We start from the raw sequence: 17,716 nt of genomic DNA on the forward strand, positions 1-17,716 counted from the left end.
GCCGGCCGTGTCCCCGCCCGCCGGTAGCCTCGCGACTCGTGCTCATCCTCGAGGACGGCGCGCTGGCCTACAGCGCGACCGACATGGCGGACGCCGCGGCGTGCGAGTTCGCGGTGCTGCGATCCCTGGACGCACGGCTGGGCCGGGTCGAGCCCGTCCTGCGGACCGTCGACGCCACGCGGCAGCGCGCGGGGGTGCTCGGTGCGCAGCACGAGCGGCGGGTCCTGGAGGGGCACCTGCGGCAGCACGGTCCGTTCGACCCGGCCACCGGGCAGGGCGTCCTGGTGCTGGCCCGGCCCCGCGACACCACCCGGGAGTCGCTCCGCGCCGCGCACGACGCGACGCTGCAGGCGGTCGGCGCCGGGGCCGACGTCGTGTTCCAGGCCGGGTTCTTCGACGGCCGGTTCACCGGCTGGGCCGACTTCCTGGTCCGAGAGGGACGGCACACCGGCCGCCGGCCCCGGTACGCGGTCGTCGACACCAAGCTCGCACGGCAGGAGCGGCCCACGGCGCTGCTCCAGGTCACCGCCTACGCCGACCAGCTGCTCGCGGCCGGGGTGGACGTCGCCGACGACGTGCACCTGGTGCTCGGCGACCACGTCACCACGAGCCACCGGCTCCGGGACCTGCTGCCCGTCTACCGCGAGCGCCGCCGTCGCCTGCAGGACCTGCTGGACCGGCACCAGGACGCCGGCGCCGCGGTGCGGTGGGGCGACGACCGGTTCCGTGCCTGCGGCCGCTGCGAGGTGTGCGTCCCCGAGCTCGAGCAGCGCCGGGACGTGCTGCTGGTCGCCGGGGTCCGCACGCACCAGCGCACCCGGCTGCTGGCGGCCGGGGTGCGCACCGTGGAGGACCTGGCCGCCCGCACCGAGCCCGTGGCCGGCATCGGGGCGACGACGCTGACCGGGTTGCGGCGGCAGGCCGAGCTGCAGGCGAAGCAGGACGCGGCGGGCGGCGGGGTGGAGTTCGACCTGTTCGACACCGCGGCGGTCGCCGCCCTGCCCGCCCCGGACCCGGGGGACGTCTTCTTCGACTTCGAGGGCGACCCGCTGTGGGCCGCCGGCGAGCTCGGACCCGACGGCCGGCCCGCGGTCTGGGGCCTGGAGTACCTGTTCGGCCTCGTCGAGGCCCCGCAGGGCGACGCCGAGCCGACCTTCCGGGCGTTCTGGGCGCACGACCGCGCGGCGGAGAAGCAGGCGCTGGTGGACTTCCTCGACTACGTGCAGCAGCGGCGTGCCGCCCACCCCGGGATGCACGTCTACCACTACGCGCCCTACGAGAAGTCCGCCCTGCTGCGGCTGGCCGGACGGCACGGGGTCGGCGAGGACGTCGTGGACGAGCTGCTGTCCGCCGGCGTGCTGGTCGACCTGTACGCGACGGTCCGGGCGAGCCTGCGCACCGGGCAGCGGTCGTACTCGCTGAAGAAGCTCGAGCCGCTGTACCTGCCCGCCGCCCGGACCGGTGAGGTCACCACGGCCGGCGACTCGATCGCGGAGTACGCGGAGGCGTGCGCGCGCCGTGCCGCCGGCGACGAGGCGGGCTGGACCGCGGCGATCGACGCCATCGCCGCCTACAACGCCGACGACTGCCGGTCCACCCTGCGGCTGCGGGACTGGCTGCTCGCGCAGGCGGCCGAGCGCGGGGTCCGCCCCGGCCGCGCGGCGCCGGCCCCGGCACCGGACGGCAGCGACGGGGCGGCACCGGAGCACGACGACCTGGCCGCGCGCCTGCGCGCGCACGCCGACGACCCGGCCGGGCACGTGGACGGGCGACGCAGCGACGACCAGCAGGCGGTGGCGCTGCTCGCCGCGGCCCTGGGCTACCACTGGCGCGAGGACAAGCCGTTCTGGTGGGCGCACTTCGACCGCCTGGTCGCCGACCCCGCCGAGTGGACCGACGCCCGCTCGACGTTCGTCGCCGACCGCGTCGAGGTGGTCGAGGACTGGCACGTGCCGGCCGGGCGGCGCACGCAGCGGCGTGTGCTGCGGATGACCGGCCGCCTGGAGCCCGGCAGCGAGCTGCGCGCCGGCGCGCCGGCCCTCGGCCTGTTCGACCGGCCGGTCCCCGAGCACGCCCGGACCAGCAGCGCGGGCTCCCGCGGCTGGGCACCCGGCTTCACCGTCGAGGAGGTGACCTCCGCCGGCGACGGCTCGGGCGCGCGGGACCAGCTCCTCGTCACCGAGCAGCTCAAGGCCGGCGACGCCCCGCACGACCGCGCGCCGATGGGCCTCGGCCCCACCCCGCCGCCCAGCACCGCCCTGGTCGCGGCCGCGCTGCGGGGGTTCGCCGAGCAGGTCGCCGGCCACCTGCCGGTGCTGCCGGCGCAGGCCGCTCTCGACCTGGTGCGCCGGCGGCCGCCCCGCACCCGGTCCGGCGCCCCGCTCCCCCGGCCCGGGTCCGAGGAGGGAGACGGCGTGGTCGCCGCCATCACCGCGGCCGTGCGCGACCTCGACGGGTCGTACCTCGCGGTCCAGGGGCCGCCGGGCACCGGCAAGACGTACACGGGGTCCCACGTCATCGCCGACCTGGTCGCCTCCGGGTGGCGGGTGGGCGTCGTCGCGCAGTCCCACGCGGTCGTGGAGAACCTGCTGGTGAAGGTCGTCGAGGCCGGCGTCGACGCGGCCGCGGTCGCGAAGAAGCCGCGCGGCTCGAGGGCCGACCCCGCGGCGCCCTGGGTGCAGCCCCGAGACACGACCGCGTTCGGCGCCTTCTACGCCGCCCGGGACGGCGGGCTGGTGGTCGGCGGCACGATGTGGGACTTCACCAACCCCGCGCGGCTCCCCGAGGGCGGGTTCGACCTGCTGGTCGTCGACGAGGCGGGGCAGTTCTGCCTGGCCAACACCCTGGCGGTCTCGGCCGCCGCCCGGAACCTCCTGCTGCTCGGCGACCCGCAGCAGCTGCCGCAGGTGTCGCAGGGGCACCACCCCGAGCCCGTGGACGCGTCCGCGCTCGGCTGGCTGACCGACGGGCACGACACGCTGCCCGCCGAGCTCGGGTACTTCCTGGCGACCACCTGGCGGATGCACCCCGCGCTGTGCGCACCCGTGTCCGGCCTGTCGTACGACGGTCGCCTGACCTCCGTGGAGCACGCCGCCCGCCGCACGCTCGAGGGCGTCGAGCCCGGCGTCCGGTGCGTCCTGGTGGACCACGTGGGCAACGCGGTGTCCTCCGTCGAGGAGGCCGCGGAGGTGGTCGCCCAGGTGCGGGCCGTGCTCGGACGCCGGTGGGTCGACCCGGCGGCGGGCGAGGACCGCCCGCTGGAGGCCGCCGACGTGCTGGTGGTCGCCGCGTACAACGCCCAGGTCTGGACGATCGCCCGTGCGCTGGAGCGTGCCGGCCTGAGCGGGGTGCGCGTCGGGACCGTCGACAAGTTCCAGGGGCAGGAGGCGCCGGTCGTCCTGGTCTCGACGGCCGCGTCGTCGCCCGAGGACGTGCCGCGCGGGATGGAGTTCCTGCTCAACCGGAACCGGCTGAACGTGGCGCTGTCCCGCGGCGAGTACGCCGCCGTGGTCGTGCGGGCGCGGGAGCTGACCGACCACCTGCCCGCCACGCCCGCGCAGCTGGTCGAGCTCGGCGCGTTCATCGGGCTGTGCGCGGGGTCGTGACAGCGCGCGAGGCCCGTCAGCCCAGCAGCTTCTCGAAGCACCGCGACTGCGGCAGCGCCTCGTCGTACGGCGGGTAGGTCGGGATCCGCGTCCACCCGAGCGCCGTGTACAGCGCCTCGGCCTCGGGCTGCCGGTCCCCGGTCTGGAGGATGACGCGGGTCGCACCGGCCGCGCGGGCGAGCCGCTCGACCTCCGTCATCACCGCGCGCCCGATCCCGCGGCCGCGGTGGTCCGCGGCCACGACGACCCGCTTGACCTCCCACTCCCCCCGGTGGTCCCGCAGCGCGGCGTGGCCGACCGGCGTGCCGTCGTGGTCGACCGCGAGCACCGTGTGCCGGATCGTCGCCGGGTCCACGGCGAGCGCGGCCAGCACGGCCGGGCTCAGGCCGGGGCCGCCGGGGTCGGTGTAGCGGGCGGACATCTCGACGTCCATCGCGGTGCGCAGCGCCACGGCGCGCTGGTCGGTGTACTCGACCGCCTGGAGCGTGTAGCTGTGCCGCTGGTCGGTCACGCCGGCTGCTCCGCGGTCGTCCTCGCGCCGACTCCCCCGCACGGCCACAGCGTCGCCGCCACGTCGGGCGCGGCGCCGCCCACGACCGTGCGCGCGGCGTCGCCCAGCGCGGCCACCCGCTCGGGCCCGAGCGCGTCCACGACGAGCCGGCGCACCTCGCGCACGTGACCCGGTGCGCTCCGCTCCAGCTGCGCGGTCCCCGCGGCGGTCAGCCGGGCGCTCGTGCGCTTGCCGGCGGCCGAGCAGTCCCCGCGCACCACCCAGCCGGCCTGCTCGAGGCGGCCGACCGCGTGCGACAGGCGGGACGGCGAGCTCTGGGTCAGCCGGGCGAGGTCGCTCATCGGCAGCTCCTGACGCTCGCCCTCAGCCAGCGACACCAGCACGTGGTACTCGTACAGGCTCAGCCCGGCGTCCCGCTTGAGCTGCGCGTCGAGCGCGGCCGGCAGCGTGCTGATCAGCGCGACCACGGCCTTCCAGTCCTCGATCTCGGCGGCCGACAGCCAGGGCGTGGCGTCGTGGGTGGGCTCGGGCATGGCGCCATGCTACGGGAGTTGAACATTCAACACGCGGCGCCTACAGTCCGCGTTGAACATTCAACATCAACCTCGGGAGACACCATGACCGTCCTGCGCGTCGACGCCACCATCCAGGGCACCGCCTCCGCGAGCGCCAGGCTCGCCGACCTCGTGACCGCGGAGCTCGCCGCCGGCCGCCCGAACGAGACCGTCGTCCGCCGGCACCTCGGTGCCGACCCGCTGCCCGCCGACGCCTGGGCGACCGCCGTCGGCGCCGGGTGGACCCCCGCGGAGCAGCGCACGCCCCAGCAGGCCGCGGCGGTCGCGCTCGCGGTCGAGGTCGCCGACGAGCTCCGCGCCGCGGACGCCGCCGTGCTCGCGCTCCCCCTCTACAACTGGGGCGTCTCGCAGCACGTCAAGACCTGGATCGACCTGGTCATCGCCGGCGGCACCCCGGGCGAGCCGGTCCTGGCCGGCAAGCCCGTCGTGCTCATCACCACCCGCGGTGGTGGCTACGGGCCCGGCACCCCCAAGGAGGGCTGGGACCACAGCATCGACTACCTGCGCCGGATCGTCGGCGAGGTCTGGCAGGCGGACCTCACCGTCATCGAGCGCGAGCTCACGCTCGTCGGCGTCAACCCGGCGATGGACGCGCTCGCGGAGCCGGCCGAGCTCATGAAGAAGCAGGCCGAGGCGGCGGCCGTGGCGGCGGGACGGGCGCTCGCCTCGCGCTGAGCCACCCCGTCGGCGCTCAGCGGCGCGGCTCGTGGTGGAGCGCCCCGCCGGGGCGCTCCATCCACGCCCCCGGGTCCTCGACCGGGCCCCAGCCGAGCTGCTCGTAGAGCCCGTGCGCCTCGCTCGACGCCTTGAGGGCGATCCGGGTCAGGCCGAGCGGCTCGAGGTCGGCCAGCACCCCCTCGACCAGCAGCCGGGCCAGCCCCCGACCGCGGTGCCCGGGGTCCACCACGACGTCGGCGAGCCAGGCGAACGTGACCTCGTCCGTCACGACCCGGCCGTACGCCACCTGACGGCCACCGTCGTCGTACACGCCGTAGTTGCGGGAGGCGGCCACCGCCGCGTCCTGCGTGGCCCGGGACCGGTCCCGGGCCCAGAAGGCGTGCGCGACCAGCAGCTCGTGGGCGCGGGCCGGGTCGAGGCGGGCGGGGTCGGCGGAGAACTCGTACCCGTCGGGGGCGGCGGCAGCGAACACGGTCCGCAGTGAACCACCCGTCCCTAGAGCGGGTCCAGGATCCGCCGCAGGAACTGCCGCGTCCGCTCGTGCGAGGGCCGTCCCAGGACGTCCGCCGGCGCGCCCTCCTCGACCACGACGCCGCCGTCGATGAACACCACGTGGTCGGCGACCTGCTGCGCGAACCGGATCTCGTGCGTGACGACGATCATGGTCCAGCCCTCCGCCGCGAGGTCGCGCATCACCGTGAGCACCTCGCCGACGGTCTCCGGGTCGAGCGCCGACGTCGGCTCGTCGAACAGGATGAGCCGCGGGCGCAGGGCCAGCGCCCGCGCGATCCCGACCCGCTGCTGCTGCCCGCCGGAGAGCTCGTGCGGGTACGCGTCGGCCTTGGCCGCCAGGCCGACCTTCTCCAGCAGGGCGCGCGCCTCGGTCGTCACCTCGGCCACCGGCCGGCCCTGCGCGTGCACCGGGCCCTCGGTCAGGTTCGCCAGCGTCGTGCGGTGCGGGAAGAGCTGGTGCGACTGGAAGACCATCCCCGACTGGGCGCGCAGGCGCCGCAGCTCCGCCTGCGAGTGCCGGGTCGCGAAGTCGAGCTGCACCCCGGCGACCTCCACGGTCCCCGCGCCCGGGATCTCGAGCGCGTTGAGGCAGCGCAGCAGCGTCGTCTTGCCCGAGCCGGACGGCCCGATGATCACGGTGACGCTGCCGGGCGCCACGTCCAGGTCGATGCCGCGCAGCACGTGGTTGTCGCCGAACGACTTGGCGAGGCCGCGCACCCGGACCAGCGGCCGCTGCCCGTCCGTCGGGGTGTCGGTCACGTCGTCCTCCGTCATGTCGCCACGTACCGGTCGAGGCGCCGCTCGAGCCGCACCTGCAGGGCGGAGAGCACCAGGCAGATCAGCCAGTAGATCACCGCGGCCAGCGAGTACAGCGTCATGAACTCGTACGTCGGCGCCGCGATCTCCTGGGCCTTGCGCAGCAGCTCCGTCACCATGATCGTCGACGCGAGCGAGGTGTCCTTCACCAGCGAGATGAAGGTGTTGGACAGCGGCGGCACGGAGACCCGCAGGGCCTGCGGGAGCACCACCCGCCGCAGCGTGAGCGTCGGCCCGAACCCGATGGTCGCCGCCGCCTCCCACTGCGCCCGCGGGACCGACAGGATCGCCGCCCGGATGGTCTCGGCCGCGTACCCGCCCACGTTGAGCGAGAACGCGATGATCGCCGACGGGAACGGGTCGAGCACGATCCCGAGCGACGGCAGCGCGTAGAAGATCAGGAACAGCTGCACCAGCAGCGGCGTGCCGCGGATCACCGAGATGTAGGCGCGCGCCAGCCAGGACAGCACCCGCACCCGGGACAGCCGCGCGAGCGCGACCAGCAGGGCGATGACCAGGCCGATGACGAACGAGATCAGCGTCAGCGGGATCGTGCCGCGGATGGCGCCCTCGAGCAGCGGGCCGATCGAGGTGCGGACCAGCTCCCACGTCGAGTCGTTCACGGGCGACGGCCCCGGGCCGGGCGGCGGCTCACTGGCTGACGTCCTCGCCGAACCACGTCGTCGAGATCTCGGCGAGGGTGCCGTCGGCGCGCAGCTCGGCCAGGGCCTCGTCGATCGCCGGCGTCAGGTCCGAGCCCTTCAGCAGCGGGAAGCCCTGCTCCACGACGTCGTCCGTCTCGAAGGCGATCTCCACGTCCGTGTCGCCGGAGGACTTCAGGTAGTCCAGCACGGCCAGGTTGTCGTTGAACGTCAGGTCGATGCGCCCCTGCTTGAGCAGCGCGATCGCCTGCGTGAAGCCCTCCACCGACTCGACCGTCGCCCCGGCGTCGGTGGCGACCTCCGACCAGTTCGAAGTGGCGGACTGCGCCGTCGTCTTCCCGGCCACGTCGGCGAGCGAGGTGATGTCGTCCGTGCCCGCGGGCACGACCACCACGCCGGTCGACACCGTGTAGGGCTCGCTGAAGTCGTACTTCGCCAGCCGCTCGTCGGTGATGCTCACCTGGTTCGCGATCACGTCGTACCGGCCCGCCTCCAGGCCCGCGAAGATCGAGTCCCAGGTGGTCTCCGAGAACTCGGCCTCGACGCCCAGGTTCTCGGCCACCGCGGTGATCACGTCCACGTCGTAGCCCGTCAGCTCGTCGCTGGACGCGTCGTGGAAGCTGAACGGCGCGTACGTCCCCTCCGTGCCGACCCGCAGCACGCCCGCCTCCTGCACCGCGGCCAGCGCCGAGTCCGGGGCCGACGGCGCCTCGGTGCCCGTGCCGCCGGAACCGGAGCCCGAACCGCCGCCGCAGGCCGTCAGCGCGAGGGTCGCGGCGGCCGCGACCGCGGCGAGCACACGGGTCCGGGCACGGCGCGGGACGAGGGTGGGAGCAGACATGGTGGTCCTTCCGGACGACGGGGTGACGACGGGGACGCGCTCACGACCGAACGCGAGGGGGTACGACGGCGGTGCCGGGTGCGGGTCCTGCCGGGCGGGCACCGGGCGGATCCGGGGTCGGCGCCTCAGGCGCGGGGCGACGCGGTCAGCGCCGGGCCGGACAACAGCAGGACGCGGGCGCGACGACGGGGCGCCGGGCCGGGGTCGGTGCTGCAGTCACGGCGTCAGGCTAACAGCGGGGCGCCGGGTGCGCGGCCGGAACGCGGAGCGCCGCCGGGCGGGCGTCGCGGTGCACGGCGACGCGCCGGCGGCGGCACGTCGCGACCCGCCGAGGACCGCCGCGGACTCCCGGGAGAACGACGAGGTCTCCCTGGAGAACGACGAAGGCCCGGACCATCCGGTCCGGGCCTTCGTCTTCTGTGTAGCGGGGGCAGGATTTGAACCTGCGACCTCTGGGTTATGAGCCCAGCGAGCTACCGAGCTGCTCCACCCCGCGTCGGTGATCACTACGTTACGCCGAGGTGTCCGCGAGGTCCAAATCGAGCCACCGTGCCCTGCGTCACAGCCCGGGCGCCGTGCACCGCCGGACCGCCGTAGCCCCTGGTCGAGGTCGTCATCTCCGCACGAGGTCGTCAGTCCTGCGGGACGACCTCGTGCCGACATGACGACCTCGTCTGCGCGCACCGACCTCGCGCGTCCCGCCGCCGGGCGTGCAGCGCGCGACGGCCGGGACGGCAGCGGGCCGGTCCCCCCGTCGAGAGGGGGGACCGGCCCGGTGCCGTGGTGCGCCGCGGGTCAGCCGCCGGAGCCGTTGAGCTCCTGGTCGGCCGCCAGCGCGTCGTCCAGCGCCTGCTGCAGCCGCTCCTGCGCCTCGCCGTAGGCCGCGAAGTCGCCGTCGGCGAGCGCCGCCTGCCCGTCCGCGATCGCCTGGTTCGCGGCGTCGAGCGCCTCGGTCAGGCGGGTCGCGGCGTCGGCGGTGGGGCCGTCGCCGGTCCCGTCCGTCGGCGTGGGCGCCGGGGTGGACGGCGTGGTCGTGCCGTCCCCGGTGTCACCCGTGCCGGCGTCGCCGGTGTCGGGCGGGGCGATCTCGTTGCCCGCGTCGCCGGCGGACGTGCCGTCGTCACCGCCGAACACCTGGTCGAGCGCCTCGTCCAGGGTGCTGGCGAACCCGATCTCGTCGCCGAAGGCCACGAGGACGCGCTGCAGCAGCGGGAACTGGGTACCGCTGGCTGCCTGCACGTAGACCGGCTGGACGTACAGCAGGCCGCCGCCGACCGGCAGCGTGAGCAGGTTGCCGCGGATGACCTGCGACTCGCCGCGCGCCAGGATGTTCAGCTCGTTCGACACGTCGGGGTTCGACGTGAAGTTGTTGTTCATCTGGTTCGGCCCGGGCACGGTGGAGTCGCGTGGCAGCTCCAGCAGCCGGATCTTGCCGTAGCCCTCCGCGGGCTCGCCGGCGGTCGACCCGGCCTCCGCGTCCACCGCGATGTAGCCGGTGAGCACGTCACGGGCGTTGCCGCCCGACGGGACGTAGGTCGACATCAGCGAGAACGACGCCGAGTCCTGGTCCGGCATCTCCAGCGTCAGGTAGTACGGCGGCTGCGCGACGTCCGCGTCGCCCGCGGTGGGGTCGTTCGGGGTGCGCCACGCGTCGTTGCCGGAGAAGAACTGCCCCGGGTCGGTGACGTGGTAGGTCCCGAGCAGGGTCCGCTGCACCTTGAACAGGTCCTCGGGGTAGCGGATGTGGCTCATCAGGTCCGAGCTGATCTCGGAGACCGGCTCCAGCGAGGTGTCGAACACCTTGCTCCAGGACTGCAGGACCGGGTCCTGGTCGTCCCACGCGTAGAGCGTCACCGTGCCGTCGTAGGCGTCGACCGTGGCCTTGACCGAGTTGCGGATGTAGTTGACCGTCTCGGGCTGCAGCGCGGCGATCGTGGTCGACGTCTGGGTGAGCGAGTCGACCGTCGCGTCCTCCAGGGACTGCGCGGCCGCGTACGGGTACTGGTCGGACGTCGTGTAGCCGTCGACGATCCACTTGACCCGGCCGTCGACGACGGCGGGGTACACGCGGCCGTCGAGGGTCAGGTACGGGGCGACCTTCTGCACGCGCTCGACGGGGTCGCGGTCGTAGAGGATCTGCGACTCGTCGGTCACCCGCTCGGAGAACAGGATCTGCTCGGAGCCGAACTTGATGGAGTAGAGCAGCTTGTTCCAGAAGCTGCCGATCTCCGGGCCCGCGGAGACGTCGGACGTCGGGAACGAGGTGTTCACCGCGCCGCCCGACTCGTCGTCGGGGTAGTCGAGCTCCCACTCCTGGCCCTCGGGCGAGCCGACGATGGAGTAGGTCGGCGAGCTCTGACCGAAGTAGATGCGCGGCTCGTACTCGCCCATCTCACCGGTCGACGGGATGCCGCCCTGCCAGAACTCGGGCGCCCCGGCCGACGTGGTCGTGTTGCCGTAGGCGGCGACGACGCCGAAGCCGTGCGTGTACACGGTGGTGTCGTTCGTCCAGTTGCGGCGCTGGGCGTCGAGCCCCTCGAGGTCGAGCTCGCGCACCGCGATCACGGTGTCGCGGCTCTCGTCGGCGACGTCGTACCGGTCCACCGACAGCGTGTCGGGGAAGGAGTAGAACGCGCGGATCTGCTCGAGCTGCCGGAAGGAGTCGGAGACGACCTGGGGGTCGAGCAGGCGGATGGACGCCGTGGTCTCCGCGTCCTCGCGCAGCGCACCGGGCTCGGCGGTCACGTTCGCGTCGTAGTCCGACGTCGCGACGTCCTCGAGGTCGTACGCCGCGAGCGTCGCGTCGATGTTGCGCTGGATGAACGGCGCCTCGGCGTCCTGCTGGTTCGGGTTCACCTGGAACCGCTGCACGACGGCCGGGTAGATGCCGCCGATCGCGACGGCGCACAGCACCATGACGCCGACGCCGATGGCGGGGATGCGCCAGCCGCCGCGCACGGCGGTGACCACGAACATGACCGCGACCAGCAGCGCCACGATCGCGAGGATGCTCTTGGACGGGATGACGGCGTGCACGTCGGTGTAGGACGCGCCCTCGAACCGGTCGCCCTCGCGGGTGAGGATCGAGTAGCGGTCCAGGAAGTAGTTCGCGGCGATGAGCACCATCAGGACCGCGGCGATGACCGAGAGGTGCACGCGCGCGGCCGTGGTCATGCGCGGCGTGCCGCCCGACCCGCCGACGCGGAACCCGCCGTAGAGGTAGTGCGTCGCGACGGCGGCGATCCCGGAGAGCACGACGACCGCCATCAGGAAGCTGATGACGAACCGCATGCCGGGCAGCTCGAACATGTAGAACGAGAGGTCCAGGTTCCACTGCGGGTCGGTCTGGCCGACCTCGGTGCTGTGCAGCCAGAGCTGGACGGCGCTCCACTGCTGCGACGCGGCGATGCCGGCGAACAGGCCGAGCACGGCCGGACCGGCGATGAGCACCACGCGACGCAGCGGCTCGATGGCCTCGCGGTAGGAGTCGAGGCTGACCTGCTCCTGGTTGGACGGCGCGTAGACCGGGCGGGTGCGGTACCCGATGGCCAGGCTGGCGAAGACGGCGCCACCCATGAGGAGCAGGCCGATCAGGAACAGGGCGCCGCGGGTCAGCCACTGGGTCCACAGGACCTGCGAGTAGCCAAGCTGGTCGAACCAGAGGACCTCGGTCCAGAACTGGGCGAGCACGAGCACGGCGACCACGACCAGCGCGAGCACCACGACGGTGATCGCGAGGGGGCTCGGGCGGCGGCGTCCCGCTGCTCCTCGGGGCGGCCGGGGCGGGCGTGGCCCCCGGGGCTGTCGGGCGGACGGGTTGGCGAATGTCACGGCCTGGAGGTCCTCGTCGTCGGGTACGGGTCACGCGGGTTCAACGCTGCGCGTCGCGGGTTCACACCCGGCGCACACGCTGGTCACAACGCGCCAGGAGGCACCCAGGTTCCCACACGCCCGGCGCCCCCGGCCGTCGTCCCCAGGGCCTGCGTGGGTGCGAGGATGGCCCGCGTGACGCAGAGCGACCCGACCCCCGGCCCGACCGACGGCACGGCCCCCGCCGACGCCCCGACGACGACCCCCGCGCAGCGCGCCCTGGCCGCGGCCGTGGTGGAGATCGAGCGGCACGTCGCGACCGGCGGCTGGGACGGGCCGGTGCGGGTGTTCGCGCTGGTCCGCACGCAGGCCGCCCTCGACGCGGAGCCCGCGCTGGCCGGGCAGCTGCCCGCGGACGTGCTGGCCCTCGCCGCCGCCGACCCGGACCACCTCACCTCGATCGAGCAGGAGGGCCTGCCCGCGAGCGACGACCTCGAGGGGCTGCTCGGGGGCATGGGCTGGCCCGACGGCGTGGACGGCGCCGCACTGACCGTCGAGCGCATCGTGCTGCCGCCGGAGGCCGAGGAGGGGCTCCCGGAGGACGCCGACGCCGCGCTCGCGGCGCTCCTCGCCCACCCGCAGCGGCAGGACGTGCGGATCGCCGCCGGCGTGCTGCGCGACGGGACGTCGTGGTGCGCCGTGCGCCAGCGCGCCCAGGACCGCGACGAGGCCGTGGGCCAGGGCGCGGACGTGGTGCCCGGCCTGGTCGAGGCGCTGCGGGCGACGTTCGCCTGACGGCGCGGCGGCCGGCTCAGGCCGCCGCGTCCTGCGCGGTGCAGGTCGGCAGGTCGGCCGCGGTCCCGGCACCGATGGCCTCGACGGCCTCGCGCGCCTCGTGCAGCGTCTCGACGCGCACGACGCGCAGGCGGTCGGGCACGTGGTCGACGACCTCGTCGCAGTTGTCGGCCGGGGCGAGGAACCAGGACGCGCCGTCGCGCAGCGCGCCGGCCATCTTCTGCCGGATGCCGCCGATCGGGCCGACCGAGCCGTTGAGGTCCATCGTGCCGGTGCCGGCGATGACCTCGCCGTCCGCCTCGTCCTCGGGGGTCAGCTTGTCGATGATCCCGAGCGCGAACATCGTGCCGGCGCTGGAGCCGCCGATCTGGTCGATCCGGATCGAGACGTCGACGGGCGGGTCGAACGTCGGGTCGATGTAGACGCCGAGCTGGCTGCCGTCGCCGTCGTCCCGCGCGCCGGTGACGACCTCGAGGTCCAGGTCCTCCCCGTCGCGCACGACGCCCAGCGTCACGGTGCTGCCGGGCTCGGTCGCGGCCAGCAGGTCGATGAGCTGCCCGTAGGAGGTCAGCTCGGTCCCCTCGTAGGACACGAGGACGTCCTCGGGCTCCACGACCCCCACGGCACCCGACCCCTCGACGGCGTCGTGCACGGTGAGCGTGACCGGCACCGTGTACCCGAGCTCCTCGAGCGCGGCGACGGCGGCGTTCTCCTGCGAGGACACCATCTGCGCCTCGTTCTGCTCGTCCAGCTGCTCCTGCGTCGTGCCCTGCGGGAACACGGACTCGACGGGCAGCACGAGCCGGGAGCCGCCGACCCAGCCGGCCAGCACGCCGAGGACGCTCGAGGGGTAGCCGGGCCCGCCCGTCGAGGACACGGTGGTGAGGCGCAGCTCGCCGGTCGAGTCGTACGTGTCGGCGCCCTCGATCGTGATGAGCGCCTGGTCGTCGTGCGAGCCGAGCGTGTCGAGCGTCGGCCCCGGCGAGTTCACCGCGTACGGCACCGGCATCAGCAGCAGGACCACCAGCAGCGCGGCGGTCAGCAGCATGCCGCCCGACAGCAGGGCCGCGCGGCGGGTCACGGGCTCGGAGCGGGGCGGCTCGTCGTCGGCGAAGGGCGTCGCGGGATCCGCCGGGGTCTCCGCGGGCATCTCGGGCTGGGCGTGCACCGGACGATCATGCCCCACCGTGCTGTGCGGGGGCGTCGCGCGTGAAGGTCCCGTGCAGGGGCGTGCGCCCTCAGCGAACCGGCGGATCCGGCCTGGTCCCGCTGCCGGTCCCTGTGGTTACGGTGGCACCACGACGAGCCCCCGGGAGCACCGATGAGCACTGACGACCCGCGCCAGCCCGAGCCCACGGGCGGCTCCGCCTGGGAGCAGATGCTGCGCCAGATGTTCGGCGACGACGCGGACGAGGCGCTGCGGCAGATGCGCGAGCAGGGCCTCGACCCCGCCGAGATGGCGAAGGCCTCCGGCCTCCCGGACGACCCCGCGCTGATGAACCAGGTGATCGCCCAGGTGCAGCGGATGCTGTCGTCCGGCGGCGACGGGCCGGTCAACTGGGACGTCGCCCACGACATGGCGCGGCAAGTCGCCGTCGCGGGCGGCGACCCGACGCTCAGCCCCGCCGAGGTCCGGCAGGCGACGGAGGCGCTGGGCGTGGCCGAGCTCTGGCTGGACGCCGCCACCGACCTACCGCCCGCCGGCGGGCACGTGCGCGCGCTGTCCCGCTCCGAGTGGGTGGAGCAGACCCTGCCCACCTGGCGCACGCTGACCGAGCCGGTGGCGACGTCGATGTCGAGCGCGCTGGCCGCGACCCTCGCCGAGCAGCTCCCCGAGGGCATGGGACTGCCGCCGGGCCTGGGTGCGCCGGGCCTCGACCCGGCCGGGATGATGCGCCAGCTGGGCGCGCTCGTGTTCGGCATGCAGGTCGGCCAGGCGGCCGGGTCGCTGTCCCGCGAGGTGTTCGGCCTGACCGACGTCGGCCTGCCCCTGGTCGCCGACCCGGCCACCGCGCTGGTGCCGGGCAACGTGGCCGCGTTCGCCGAGGGCCTCGACGTCCCGCTGGAGGAGGTGCGGCTCTTCCTCGCGCTGCGCGAGGCGGCGCACGCCCGCCTGTTCACCCACGTCACCTGGCTCCGCGGCCACCTGCTCGCCGCCGTCGACGCCTACGCCCGCGGCATCACCATCGACGTCGAGAGCCTGGAGGAGTCGGTCCGCGCGATCGACCCGACCGACCCGAGCGCCCTGCAGGGCGCGCTGTCGTCCGGGGTGTTCGCGCCGCAGACGACCCCCGAGCAGCGGGCCGTGCTGGCCCGGCTCGAGACGGCGCTCGCGCTGGTCGAGGGCTGGGTGGACGAGGTCGCCGCGACCGCCGCGCTCCCCCACCTGCCGCACGCCATGGCGCTGCGGGAGATGATCCGCCGCCGCCGGGCCGCCGGCGGGCCCGCCGAGCAGACGTTCGCCACGCTGGTCGGTCTGGAGCTGCGCCCGCGCCGCTCCCGGGACGCCGCCGCGCTCTGGGCCCGCATCGCGCGCGAGCAGGGCCCCGAGGCGCGTGACGCCGTGTGGGACCACCCGGACCTGCTGCCGACCGCCGAGGACCTGGACGACCCCGCCGGCTACGCCACGCGCCGCGCCGCCGCCGAGGGCGAGCACGCCGACCTCGACAAGGCCCTGGCGGAGATCCTCGGGGACGACGGCCCGGAGCCGTCCGGCCGCCCGGAGGACGAGGGCCGCTGACGGGGGGTCAGCCGGCGGCGGGCGCCCCGTCGTCGGCGCCCGTGCCGTCGAGGTCGTCGGCGTCGGTCCCCGCCCCTGCCCCGTCCACGGGGTCCACCCGGTCCGACGGGTCGGCGGGGGCGCGCTCGGCGAACGAGAAGCCCTCGAGGAAGCCCCGGGCCCGCTCCGTGCGCGGGTAGGCCTCCAGCTCCGCCCAGAAGTCCGGGCCGTGCCCGGCGTGCAGCAGGTGCGTGAGCTCGTGCAGCAGGACGTAGTCGGTGACCCACGACGGCATGCCCCGCAGCCGGTCCGAGATGCGGATGCTGCCGTCCCCGACGCTGCACGAGCCCCAGCGCCGGCCCTGGTTGCCGGACCAGCGCACGCTCGACGGGACGGCGCGACCGCCGAGGTAGCGGGCGGACAGCTCGGTGGCCCGGCGGACCAGCTGGTCGTCCGACGGCCGGCGGCGCTGCTCCTGGTTCGCCAGGCGGTCGAGCATCCGGCGCACCCACTCGCGCTCCTGCGCGCGGGTGAACCGGGCCGGGATCGCCACGATCGTGCGGCCGCCCTCGCGGTACGCGGTCACCGTGCGGGACCGCCGTCGCGAGCGGCGCACCTCGACCGGGCCCAGCGCGGGGTCGACGGTCCAGCCGTCGCCCGACGCCGCCGGCGGTGCTGCGGGCACGCTCGTGGCCGCCGGGTCGACCGGTGCGCGGGGGTGCTCCCTCGACGGCTGCACGCCAGCACGGTAGCGGCTCCGGGCCGTGATCACGGCGAACTCCACCGCGACGTGGGGACCGAACCTCTCCCCGAGCAGGCACATCACGTGGATACTGGCCCGGGCGCCGGGTCCGGCGCCGTCCCGTACCGAGCTGAGGAGACACACATGGCCGAGACCTACGCCGGCGAGTTCTACTGCGTGAAGTGCAAGGAGAAGCGCCAGGCCGAGGGTGACGTCGTCGTCTCCGAGTCGGGGCGCCGGATGGCGAAGGCCGTGTGCCCCGTCTGCAGCACGAAGCTCAACCGCATCCTCGGCAAGGCCTGACCGACCCGTCCTGTGGACGACGGGTCCCGCCCCCGTCCGGCGTGCCACCGTGGACCCGTCGGAGGTCGTCGAGGGGACGGGGGTGGCAGCCGTGCAGCTCAAGCCCGGTCTCCGCGTGCTGCGACGGGCGCCGGACGAGGTGCAGGTCGGCACCGACCCCCGGTGGGCGGTCCGGGTCCGCGGCCTCGCGCCGGAGCAGGTCGAGCGCCTGCTCCGCGCCGGTGACCGCGCGCTGGACGGGCTGCCGCCCGCGGTCCTCGCGGGCCTCGCCGCCACCGGGCTGACCCGGACGCCGCGCGCCCGCCCGCCCCGGCGCCGGGAGGCGCTGGTCCCCGAAGCGCTCGCCTACGGGCTCGTCGGCACGGGCCAGGACGACGACGGCACCGACGTGCTGCGCCGCCGGGCACGCGCGACCGTGGCGGTCACGGGGCTCGACCGGGTCGGCACGACCGTGGCGGGCACGCTCGCGGCCGCGGGGGTCGGCACCCTCGTGCTGGACGACCCCGCACCCGTCCGTCCCGGCGACGTCGGGGGTCCGCTGACCGCCGCGGACGTCGGCGCCGCCCGGACGACCGCGGCGGGCGCGGCGCTGCAGCGGCTCGTCCCGTCGCTGCGGGTCCGCACGGACAGCCGTGGCGTCGTGCCCGACGTCGCGGTCACCGTCGCGCGCGACGCCGTCCACCCGGCGGCGGCGCAGACGGCCCTCGGCTCGGGCGTGCCGCACCTGGCGGTGGTGACCCGGGAGGCCGACGCGCTGGTCGGGCCGTTCGTCGCCCCTGCCGCGCCGGGGCACGACCCGCTCCCCTGCCTGCGCTGCCTGGACCTGCACCGGGCCGAGGCCGACCCGGCGTGGCCCACCGTGCTCGCCCAGCTGGTGGCCCGGCAGCCGCCCGGCGGCCGCACGCCGACGGCGCTCACGGGACCGCCCGCCGCGCTGGCGGCCGTGGCCGGCGGGCTGGCCGCGGCGGAGGTGCTGGCACACCTCGACGGCGGGACCCCGCGGACGCGCGGCGCGCAGTACGAGGTGGCCGTGCCCGAGGTGGAGCCGCGCCTGCGCCGGTGGGCGGCGCACCCGGAGTGCGGGTGCGCCGCCCTGACCGGGTGACGTGACGAACCGGGCCGTGTCGGGCCGTGCCGGTCCGCCGG

At 75.2% G+C, this 17,716-nt stretch carries 15 protein-coding genes and 1 tRNA gene; 6 read left to right on the forward strand and 10 right to left on the reverse strand.

Going from position 1 to position 17,716, the window contains the following annotated elements; genetic code table 11:
- Positions 1–38 precede the first annotated feature (38 nt).
- Positions 39–3,605: a TM0106 family RecB-like putative nuclease gene (locus ACWPWW_RS06575; protein ID WP_454049536.1), complete on the forward strand. Its 3,567-nt coding sequence runs from the start codon at positions 39–41 to the stop codon at positions 3,603–3,605.
- A gap of 16 nt (positions 3,606–3,621) precedes the next feature.
- Here ACWPWW_RS06575 and ACWPWW_RS06580 read toward each other — a convergent pair whose 3' ends face one another.
- Positions 3,622–4,116: a GNAT family N-acetyltransferase gene (locus ACWPWW_RS06580; RefSeq protein ID WP_454049537.1), complete on the reverse strand. Its 495-nt coding sequence runs from the start codon at positions 4,114–4,116 to the stop codon at positions 3,622–3,624.
- Positions 4,113–4,649 (reverse strand): MarR family winged helix-turn-helix transcriptional regulator, encoded by a 537-nt coding sequence (locus tag ACWPWW_RS06585; RefSeq protein ID WP_454049538.1) that lies wholly within the window; start codon positions 4,647–4,649, stop codon positions 4,113–4,115. Before ACWPWW_RS06585 ends, ACWPWW_RS06580 begins: the two co-directional genes overlap by 4 nt.
- 84 nt (positions 4,650–4,733) lie before the next feature.
- On the opposite strand from ACWPWW_RS06585, the gene ACWPWW_RS06590 reads away from it, so the two are divergent.
- Positions 4,734–5,366 carry an FMN-dependent NADH-azoreductase gene (locus tag ACWPWW_RS06590; RefSeq protein ID WP_454049539.1) on the forward strand — a complete coding sequence of 211 codons (633 nt, stop codon included), beginning with the start codon at positions 4,734–4,736 and terminating at the stop codon, positions 5,364–5,366.
- Positions 5,367–5,382: 16 nt separating this feature from the next.
- On the opposite strand, the gene ACWPWW_RS06595 is transcribed toward ACWPWW_RS06590, so the two are convergent.
- From ACWPWW_RS06595 to ACWPWW_RS06620, 6 genes are all read right to left on the reverse strand, one after another.
- On the reverse strand, positions 5,383–5,841 hold the full coding sequence (locus tag ACWPWW_RS06595; RefSeq protein WP_454049540.1) for a GNAT family N-acetyltransferase: 459 nt from the start codon (positions 5,839–5,841) through the stop codon (positions 5,383–5,385).
- A 23-nt stretch (positions 5,842–5,864) separates the two neighbouring features.
- Positions 5,865–6,656, reverse strand: a complete 792-nt coding sequence (locus ACWPWW_RS06600; RefSeq protein ID WP_454049541.1) for an amino acid ABC transporter ATP-binding protein — start codon at positions 6,654–6,656, stop codon at positions 5,865–5,867.
- Positions 6,653–7,321 (reverse strand): amino acid ABC transporter permease, encoded by a 669-nt coding sequence (locus ACWPWW_RS06605; RefSeq protein WP_454049542.1) that lies wholly within the window; start codon positions 7,319–7,321, stop codon positions 6,653–6,655. The genes ACWPWW_RS06600 and ACWPWW_RS06605 overlap by 4 nt, the downstream gene beginning before the upstream one ends.
- 28 nt (positions 7,322–7,349) lie before the next feature.
- A complete protein-coding gene (locus ACWPWW_RS06610) occupies positions 7,350–8,201 on the reverse strand; it encodes an amino acid ABC transporter substrate-binding protein (protein ID WP_454049543.1) in 852 nt (283 codons plus the stop codon).
- A 422-nt stretch (positions 8,202–8,623) separates the two neighbouring features.
- Positions 8,624–8,697 (reverse strand) — tRNA-Met (locus ACWPWW_RS06615).
- A 299-nt stretch (positions 8,698–8,996) separates the two neighbouring features.
- Positions 8,997–12,032: a UPF0182 family membrane protein gene (locus ACWPWW_RS06620; protein WP_454049544.1), complete on the reverse strand. Its 3,036-nt coding sequence runs from the start codon at positions 12,030–12,032 to the stop codon at positions 8,997–8,999.
- Between the two features lie 174 nt (positions 12,033–12,206).
- Here ACWPWW_RS06620 and ACWPWW_RS06625 point away from each other — a divergent pair, with 174 nt between their 5' ends.
- The gene (locus ACWPWW_RS06625; protein WP_454049545.1) at positions 12,207–12,806 is read left to right on the forward strand and encodes a PPA1309 family protein; all 600 of its coding nucleotides are present in this window, start codon (positions 12,207–12,209) and stop codon (positions 12,804–12,806) included.
- Between the two features lie 16 nt (positions 12,807–12,822).
- On the opposite strand, the gene ACWPWW_RS06630 is transcribed toward ACWPWW_RS06625, so the two are convergent.
- On the reverse strand, positions 12,823–13,974 hold the full coding sequence (locus ACWPWW_RS06630; protein WP_454049546.1) for a YlbL family protein: 1,152 nt from the start codon (positions 13,972–13,974) through the stop codon (positions 12,823–12,825).
- Positions 13,975–14,127: 153 nt separating this feature from the next.
- Between ACWPWW_RS06630 and ACWPWW_RS06635 the strand changes: the two genes are divergently transcribed.
- Positions 14,128–15,546, forward strand: coding sequence for a zinc-dependent metalloprotease (locus ACWPWW_RS06635; protein WP_454049547.1), 1,419 nt, complete (start codon positions 14,128–14,130; stop codon positions 15,544–15,546).
- Positions 15,547–15,553: 7 nt separating this feature from the next.
- Here ACWPWW_RS06635 and ACWPWW_RS06640 read toward each other — a convergent pair whose 3' ends face one another.
- Positions 15,554–16,156, reverse strand: coding sequence for a YgjP-like metallopeptidase domain-containing protein (locus ACWPWW_RS06640; RefSeq protein ID WP_454050409.1), 603 nt, complete (start codon positions 16,154–16,156; stop codon positions 15,554–15,556).
- A gap of 255 nt (positions 16,157–16,411) precedes the next feature.
- Between ACWPWW_RS06640 and ACWPWW_RS06645 the strand changes: the two genes are divergently transcribed.
- Together ACWPWW_RS06645 and ACWPWW_RS06650 are read left to right on the forward strand one after the other, a co-directional pair.
- Entirely contained in the window at positions 16,412–16,570 is a 159-nt protein-coding gene (locus tag ACWPWW_RS06645; RefSeq protein ID WP_454049548.1) for a DUF5679 domain-containing protein, read from the forward strand.
- A gap of 82 nt (positions 16,571–16,652) precedes the next feature.
- Positions 16,653–17,675 (forward strand): ThiF family adenylyltransferase, encoded by a 1,023-nt coding sequence (locus tag ACWPWW_RS06650; protein WP_454049549.1) that lies wholly within the window; start codon positions 16,653–16,655, stop codon positions 17,673–17,675.
- Positions 17,676–17,716 lie beyond the last annotated feature (41 nt).

The organism is Cellulomonas sp. Marseille-Q8402 (assembly GCF_965119525.1).

Excerpts from the sequence above, each read along its gene's own strand:
- ACWPWW_RS06645 (WP_454049548.1), top strand. The coding sequence starts at position 16,412 with ATGGCCGAGACCTACGCCGGCGAGTTCTACTGCGTGAAGTGCAAGGAG.
- ACWPWW_RS06590 (WP_454049539.1), top strand. The coding sequence starts at position 4,734 with ATGACCGTCCTGCGCGTCGACGCCACCATCCAGGGCACCGCCTCCGCG.
- ACWPWW_RS06610 (WP_454049543.1), bottom strand. The coding sequence starts at position 8,201 with ATGTCTGCTCCCACCCTCGTCCCGCGCCGTGCCCGGACCCGTGTGCTC.
- ACWPWW_RS06600 (WP_454049541.1), bottom strand. The coding sequence starts at position 6,656 with ATGACGGAGGACGACGTGACCGACACCCCGACGGACGGGCAGCGGCCG.
- ACWPWW_RS06585 (WP_454049538.1), bottom strand. The coding sequence starts at position 4,649 with ATGCCCGAGCCCACCCACGACGCCACGCCCTGGCTGTCGGCCGCCGAG.
- ACWPWW_RS06635 (WP_454049547.1), top strand. The coding sequence starts at position 14,128 with ATGAGCACTGACGACCCGCGCCAGCCCGAGCCCACGGGCGGCTCCGCC.